This is a genomic window from Helicobacter cinaedi CCUG 18818 = ATCC BAA-847, from assembly GCF_000155475.1.
In the GTDB taxonomy this organism is placed as follows: Bacteria; Campylobacterota; Campylobacteria; order Campylobacterales; family Helicobacteraceae; genus Helicobacter_C; species Helicobacter_C cinaedi.
This window is the reverse complement of record NZ_DS990402.1, coordinates 1-6,579: the sequence shown is the minus strand read 5'-3', so window position 1 is coordinate 6,579 and position 6,579 is coordinate 1. Positions and strand designations below refer to the sequence as shown.

Below are 6,579 nucleotides of genomic sequence, written 5' to 3'. Positions count from 1 at the left end.
TCAATCTCAAATCACAATCTCATTTTAGCCCATTTTATCTAACAAAAAAAATATAAAGATGAAAAATCCAAAGTAACTAATCACAATCTCAAACCAAGTATTCTCAAGGGAATCTAACCAACAGAACAATCAATACGAAACTAAAAATCCAAATCTTTGTAGCAAATCAATCAACACTATCTTAAATCCATAAAACCAAACAAACTCAATCAAACAACCAAAAGCAAACAGCAAGATTCTATATAACGAAGTAAAAAATAAGTAAAAAGAAGAATCTCCCTATCCCTGCATCGACCTACATTCCCACACTTGCAAAGTGCAGTATCATCGGCGAAGAGAAGCTTAACTGCCAGGTTCGGAATGGAGCTGGGTGTTGCCTTCTCTCTATAAACACAAGGAAAAGGGAAATAAAGACAAATCAACTAATAAGCTAAAGCTCTACAATTTAAAAAAGTAAAGCTTAGTAGCCCTAAAAACTTACACAAGCTCCAAGAGATATTATGCTATGTTTATTTTTATGTTTGAATCTATCTTAAGCCCAACTTTTAAGCCAAGCTCAATCAAAGCCAAACTTCATAGAAACAAACAAAAAAGAGATGAATACTAAACTAAACGCTCAAGCTAGAATCTTAACCCACACTGACTAAGATTCTACAACCAAGCATTTAAAAGCATTTTCTACATAGCTTAACACTCTTAAAGAAAATTTTCTTTTGTCCTTATTTCCATTTTCCTTATAGGGTAATGGTGTTAATAGCCACACAAGTGATTTTGCACTGCTTACACTACCGCATTTTCTAACAAATTGCATTAGCATAAAAACATATGCTAATGCAACGACTAAGAATCTATATAATACATAAAGTCTCAATGTTATTCTTTCGTATTTAGTAACTAACCATTCAATTACACTTCCCTCTTATCAAAGCAGATTCTATATCTAAGCTTCTCATTCTAAATCTATTACCTACATATATAAACTCGCATATATAAACTTGAATAATTAAACTTAAACAATAATCTTTTAGAATCTTGCACTCAATAAGGCAGTAATCCTTATATAAAAAGCCAAACGGTCTATTAGTAGTAGTCAGCTAAACACATTACTATGCTTACACACCTACCCTATCAAGCAGCTAGTCTTGCTGCGACCTTCAGGGAGAGTTCATCTTGGAGTTGGCTTCCCGCTTAGATGCTTTCAGCGGTTATCACATCCACGCGTAGCTACGCAGCGATGCTCTTGGCAGAACAACTGCTACACCAGTGGCGTGTCCATCCCGGTCCTCTCGTACTAGGGACAGCTCTCCTCAACTCTCCTACGCCCACGGCAGATAGGGACCGAACTGTCTCACGACGTTCTGAACCCAGCTCGCGTACCGCTTTAAATGGCGAACAGCCATACCCTTGGGACCTGCTCCAGCCCCAGGATGCGATGAGCCGACATCGAGGTGCCAAACCTCCCCGTCGATGTGAGCTCTTGGGGGAGATCAGCCTGTTATCCCCGGGGTACCTTTTATCCTTTGAGCGATGACCCTTCCACACAGAATCACCGGATCACTATGACCGACTTTCGTCTCTGCTCGACTTGTTTGTCTTACAGTCAGGCTAGCTTATGCCATTACACTCTACTTGCGATTTCCAACCGCAATGAGCCAACCTTTGCAAGCCTCCGTTACTTTTTAGGAGGCGACCGCCCCAGTCAAACTACCCACCAGGCATTGTCCTGCTAGAGGATAACTCTAGCCAGTTAGCAGACAGAAACATTAAGGGTGGTATCTCAAGGATGGCTCCATCTCCACCAGAGTGAAGATTTCAAAGCCTCCCACCTATCCTGCGCATAATGCTCCCATCGGCAGTGCCAAGCTGTAGTAAAGGTCCACGGGGTCTTTCCGTCTTGCCGCGGGTAGGAGGAATTTTCACCTCCACTACAATTTCACTGAATCCCTGGTTGAGACAGCTCCCATCTCGTTACGCCATTCATGCAGGTCGGTATTTAACCGACAAGGAATTTCGCTACCTTAGGACCGTTATAGTTACGGCCGCCGTTTACTCGGGCTTCAATTCAACGCTTCGCATTACTGCTAACGAATCCTCTTAACCTTCGAGCACCGGGCAGGCGTCACACCTTATACTTCCTCTTACGAGTTTGCAAAGTGCTGTGTTTTTGGTAAACAGTCGGGAGGGACTCTTTGCTGAGACCACATTGCTGTGGCACACCTTATCGCGAACTTACGGTGCTAGTTTGCAGAGTTCCTTAACCAGAGTTCTTTCACGCGCCTTAGAATACTCATCTCATCTACCTGTGTCGGTTTGCGGTACGGGCAACATTAGTTAAACTTAGAGGCTTTTCTTGGCACGACGGCGTCAGTAGCACTCATCTTGATCCGAAGATCGCAACAAGCTATTCAAGTTTCGAATACAAGAGCGGATTTACCTATCTCTCAATCTACGCTTTTAAATTAGCACTTCCATCAGCTAACGCTACTTAGCCCTATGCGTCCCCCCATCGCACACTAATGTTGGTATGGGAATATTAACCCATTTTCCATCGACTACCCATTTCTGACTTGTCTTAGGACCCGACTAACCCTACGATGACGAGCATCGCGTAGGAAACCTTAGACTTTCGGCGAAGTGGATTCTCACCACTTTTATCGCTACTCATTCCTGCATGCTCACTTCGCATCGCTCCAGCACTCCTTACCGGTATGCCTTCAACGCTGATACGAACGCTCTTCTACCACTCTATGCACCAGCATAGAATCTACAACTTCGGTGTCTATCTTAGCCCCGTTATATTTTCTGCGCAAAATCACTAGACCAGTGAGCTGTTACGCTTTCTTTAAAGGATGGCTGCTTCTAAGCCAACCTCCTGGTTGTCTGAGTAACTTCACATCATTTTCCACTTAGAATAGAACTTTGGGACCTTAGTTGGTAGTCTGGGTTGTTCCCCTTTTGACGATTGATTTTATCACCCACCGCCTGACTCCCAAGATAAGGCAATAGGTATTCGTAGTTTGACAGGGGTTGGTACCGCGGTGAGCAGCCCTAGCCCAATCAGAGCTCTACCCCCTATTACTATCACTTGAGGCTATACCTAAATATATTTCGAAGAGAACCAGCTATCACCAAGTTTGTTTGGCCTTTCACCCCTATCCACAGCTCATCCCAACCCGTTTCAATGGGTACGAGTTCAGTCCTCCACGAGCTATTACACTCGCTTCAACTTGGCCATGGATAGATCACTTGGCTTCGGGTCTGCAGCATCTGACTAAACGCCCTATTAAGACTCGCTTTCGCTACGGCTTCGCGTGTGCTTAACCTTGCCAGATACCACAACTCGCAGGATCATTATGCAAAAGGCAGTCCGTCACCCTGATAAATCATAGGGCTCCGAATGATTGTAGGCAGATGGTTTCAGGTTCTATTTCACTCCGCTCACTGCGGTTCTTTTCACCTTTCCCTCACGGTACTTGTTCGCTATCGGTGTGATAGTAGTATTTAGGGTTGGAGAGTGGTCTCCCCGGCTTCAGCCCGGATTTCACGTGTCCTGGCCTACTCTGGATCCTGCTACCTATGAATAATATTTCGCATACGGGACTATCACCCTCTGTGATGTGTTTTTCCAAACACTTCTGCTACATTATTCAAGTGGATATTGCAGTCCTCAACCCCAGTAGCAAACTACTGGTTTGCCCTCTTCCCCGTTCGCTCGCCGCTACTAGGAGAATCTCATTACGATTTCTTTTCCTCTAGCTACTGAGATGTTTCACTTCGCTAGGTTTGCTCCATTAAAGGTAATACATATCTCTATGTATTGGGTTGCCCCATTCGGAAATCTATGGATCAAAGCTTCTTAGCAGCTCCCCATAGCTTATCGCAGCTTAGTACGTCCTTCATCGCCTCTATCACCCAAGGCATCCACCATCTGCCCTTAAAAGCTTTTTACTTCTAAGGATACTGCCTTATTGAATGCAAGATTCTTTGCTATGCTTTTGGCGATAAATTAATGAGTTCGCAATTTGCTTGTGCGACAGACACTAAGTCTAGTCTCCGCACAAATTGCTTCACAACATTAATTTCTCATCCAAAATCAAAAGCAAAACTTAAATCTAATACTCTGCTCTATCTTAGAATCCATTTTCATAAGCTCTAACATATCACATTGCACTGACCTAATAAAACCCTGCCTCAATAAGACAAGTATGTCGCGTAATTGTAGTTAATTACTATTTAGGCTATTAACAATAAAATTTCAAATAACATTTAGACTAAAGTCTAATGCAAAGCTTCTGTTTTCTTATATTCTTATTTTACTTTGTTATATTGAGAATCTATTAAACTTACATTGCAATACAATAGATTCCAACAAATTCTCATTCTTTCTTCTTATTCTCTACTCTCTTAACTTAAAGACTAAAGATTCTAAGGATAAGAAAGATAAAAAGAAGTAAAACCTTGCATTAGACTTCACATACCTTTAACACACCTCATTGTCTATTCATATCGTTTATTGATATAGCATTGCTTAGAGACCATTCTCAAAATGGTGGAGAATAGCGGGATCGAACCGCTGACCTCCTGCGTGCAAAGCAGGCGCTCTCCCAGCTGAGCTAATTCCCCTTGCAATCATCACTAAATATAGAATCTAAAATACATTACTTAATGTTTCAATAATGCAATAAAGCCTAACTTCTACCTTTAGCTTTGATAATTTAAATGGAATTATTTTTTAATGATTTTGAAAGTTGTTGAAAAGTTTTTGAAGGGATTTACCTTAAGGTAATGACCGAAAAAACTTTGAAAACTCTTTCAAAAGCGTAAAAAAGAATTTCATTTGGTGGGCTTAAGAGGACTTGAACCTCTGACCTCACCCTTATCAGGGGTGCGCTCTAACCACCTGAGCTATAAGCCCACTAAGCTTGCTACATATAATGTCTCGTATTTGGAGATCCCTGAAAACTAAGCAAGTCTGTTAAGTTTTTTATACTCTTTATAGCTTTGGTTAAGATAAACAAATATCTTAACATATCTCTAGAAAGGAGGTGATCCAACCGCAGGTTCACCTACGGTTACCTTGTTACGACTTCACCCCAGTCGCTGCATCCGCCGTGGGCGGTAACCAATTTAGTATCCCGACTTAAGGCGAATACAACTCCCATGGTGTGACGGGCGGTGAGTACAAGACCCGGGAACGTATTCACCGCAACATTGCTGATTTGCGATTACTAGCGATTCCAGCTTTATGTAGTCGAGTTGCAGACTACAATCCGAACTGAGAGACATTTTAGAGATTTGCTCCATCTCGCGATATTGCATCTTTTTGTATGTCCCATTGTAGCACGTGTGTAGCCCTAGGCGTAAGGGCCATGATGACTTGACGTCGTCCTCACCTTCCTCCTCCTTACGAAGGCAGTCTCCTTAGAGTGCTCAGCCGAGCTGCTAGCAACTAAGGACGAGGGTTGCGCTCGTTGCGGGACTTAACCCAACATCTCACGACACGAGCTGACGACAGCCGTGCAGCACCTGTTTTCAAGCTCTGGCAAGCCAACACTCCACTATCTCTAGCGGATTCTATCAATGTCAAGCCTAGGTAAGGTTCTTCGCGTATACTCGAATTAAACCACATGCTCCACCGCTTGTGCGGGTCCCCGTCTATTCCTTTGAGTTTTAATCTTGCGACCGTACTCCCCAGGCGGAATGCTTAATGCGTTAGCTGCATTACTGCCCTGACAAGCAGGGCAACAACTAGCATTCATCGTTTAGGGCGTGGACTACCAGGGTATCTAATCCTGTTTGCTCCCCACGCTTTCGCGCATCAGCGTCAGTAATGTTCCAGCAGGTCGCCTTCGCAATGAGTATTCCTCTTGATCTCTACGGATTTTACCCCTACACCAAGAATTCCACCTACCTCTCCCATACTCTAGATAGTCAGTTTCAAATGCAGTTCTGTAGTTAAGCTACAGGATTTCACATCTGACTTGACTACCCGCCTACGCACTCTTTACGCCCAGTGATTCCGAGTAACGCTTGCACCCTCCGTATTACCGCGGCTGCTGGCACGGAGTTAGCCGGTGCTTATTCGTAAGATACCGTCATAATCTTCTCTTACAAAAGGAGTTTACAATCCTAAAACCTTCATCCTCCACGCGGCGTTGCTGCTTCAGGGTTTCCCCCATTGAGCAATATTCCCTACTGCTGCCTCCCGTAGGAGTCTGGACCGTGTCTCAGTTCCAGTGTGTCCGATCACCCTCTCAGGCCGGATACCCGTCATAGCCTTGGTGAGCCATTACCTCACCAACAAGCTGATAGGACATAGGCTGATCCTTTAGCGAAAAACCTTTCCCCCGTAGGGAGTATCCAGTATTAATCACCGTTTCCAGTGGCTATCCCAGACTAAAGGGCACATAACCTATGCATTACTCACCCGTGCGCCACTAATCCACTTCTAGCAAGCTAAAAGCTTCATCGTTCGACTTGCATGTATTAGGCACGCCGCCAGCGTTCACTCTGAGCCAGGATCAAACTCTCCATAAAAATTATGGGAGTTTGTATCTATCAAAAATAATTAATAGTAGC

Annotated in this window: 1 protein-coding gene, 2 tRNA genes and 3 rRNA genes; all 6 read right to left on the bottom strand. The window is 43.6% G+C overall.

Annotated features, from left to right (window positions below):
* Positions 1-282: 282 nt before the first annotated feature.
* The 6 genes from rrf to HCCG_RS11090 all read right to left on the bottom strand — a co-directional run bounded on the left by rrf (position 283) and on the right by HCCG_RS11090 (position 6,537).
* A 5S ribosomal RNA gene (gene rrf, locus HCCG_RS11110) occupies positions 283-398 on the bottom strand.
* A gap of 245 nt (positions 399-643) precedes the next feature.
* Entirely contained in the window at positions 644-817 is a 174-nt protein-coding gene (locus HCCG_RS11785) for a hypothetical protein (protein WP_154645883.1), read from the bottom strand.
* Between the two features lie 242 nt (positions 818-1,059).
* Positions 1,060-3,948: ribosomal RNA gene (locus tag HCCG_RS11105) — 23S ribosomal RNA — on the bottom strand.
* Positions 3,949-4,547: 599 nt separating this feature from the next.
* Positions 4,548-4,623 (bottom strand) — tRNA-Ala (locus HCCG_RS11100).
* Between the two features lie 215 nt (positions 4,624-4,838).
* Positions 4,839-4,915: transfer RNA gene (locus tag HCCG_RS11095), tRNA-Ile, on the bottom strand.
* Between the two features lie 123 nt (positions 4,916-5,038).
* Positions 5,039-6,537, bottom strand: a 16S ribosomal RNA gene (locus HCCG_RS11090).
* Together the 16S, 23S and 5S rRNA genes with 2 tRNA genes alongside form the textbook arrangement of a ribosomal RNA operon.
* Positions 6,538-6,579 lie beyond the last annotated feature (42 nt).